Annotated in this window: 1 pseudogene; it reads left to right on the forward strand. The window is 64.8% G+C overall.

Annotated elements, in window-relative coordinates:
- A pseudogene (locus tag EOA22_RS36630) lies at positions 1–560 on the forward strand (DNA polymerase Y family protein); the annotation flags it as partial.

The raw sequence follows: 560 nt of genomic DNA on the forward strand, positions 1-560 counted from the left end.
CTGCTGGACGCCTCGCCGAGCCGATAGAGCCGGTGCGGTCAGCGGATGTGGTCGAAGTCAAACGTGCCTTTGGCGAGCCGATTGGTGCGGCCGAGACAATCGCGCGCTATGTCGGCAAGCTTGTTCAAGCGCTATGTGCCGAACTGGAGGGCAAAGGCCTCGGCGCACGGCGGCTCGACCTGCTGCTCTACCGCGTCGATAACCGCATCGAAGCCGTTCGCGTCGGCATGGCCTTGCCTGTCCGCGATGTGAAGCGGCTGACGCGGTTGCTCTGCGACAAGATCGAGACGGTCGATCCGGGCTTCGGGATCGAGTTGATGCGCTTGTCCGCACCTGTGGCCGAACCGCTGACACCCAGGCAGACCATTTCGTCACTCATCGAGCAACAGGACGCGGACATCTCAGACCTGATCGACATCCTCGGCAATCGAGTCGGCGAGGAGAGGCTCTATCGGTTTGCCCCGGTGGCCAGCGACGTGCCCGAGCGATCATTCCGGCGGGCGGCCCCCGCCTCAGCCGAAACTGGCCAGGCATGGCCAGACCATTGGCCGCGTCCGGCC

It is taken from the genome of Mesorhizobium sp. M7A.F.Ca.US.014.04.1.1, from assembly GCF_003998745.1.
In the GTDB taxonomy this organism is placed as follows: Bacteria; Pseudomonadota; Alphaproteobacteria; order Rhizobiales; family Rhizobiaceae; genus Mesorhizobium; species Mesorhizobium ciceri.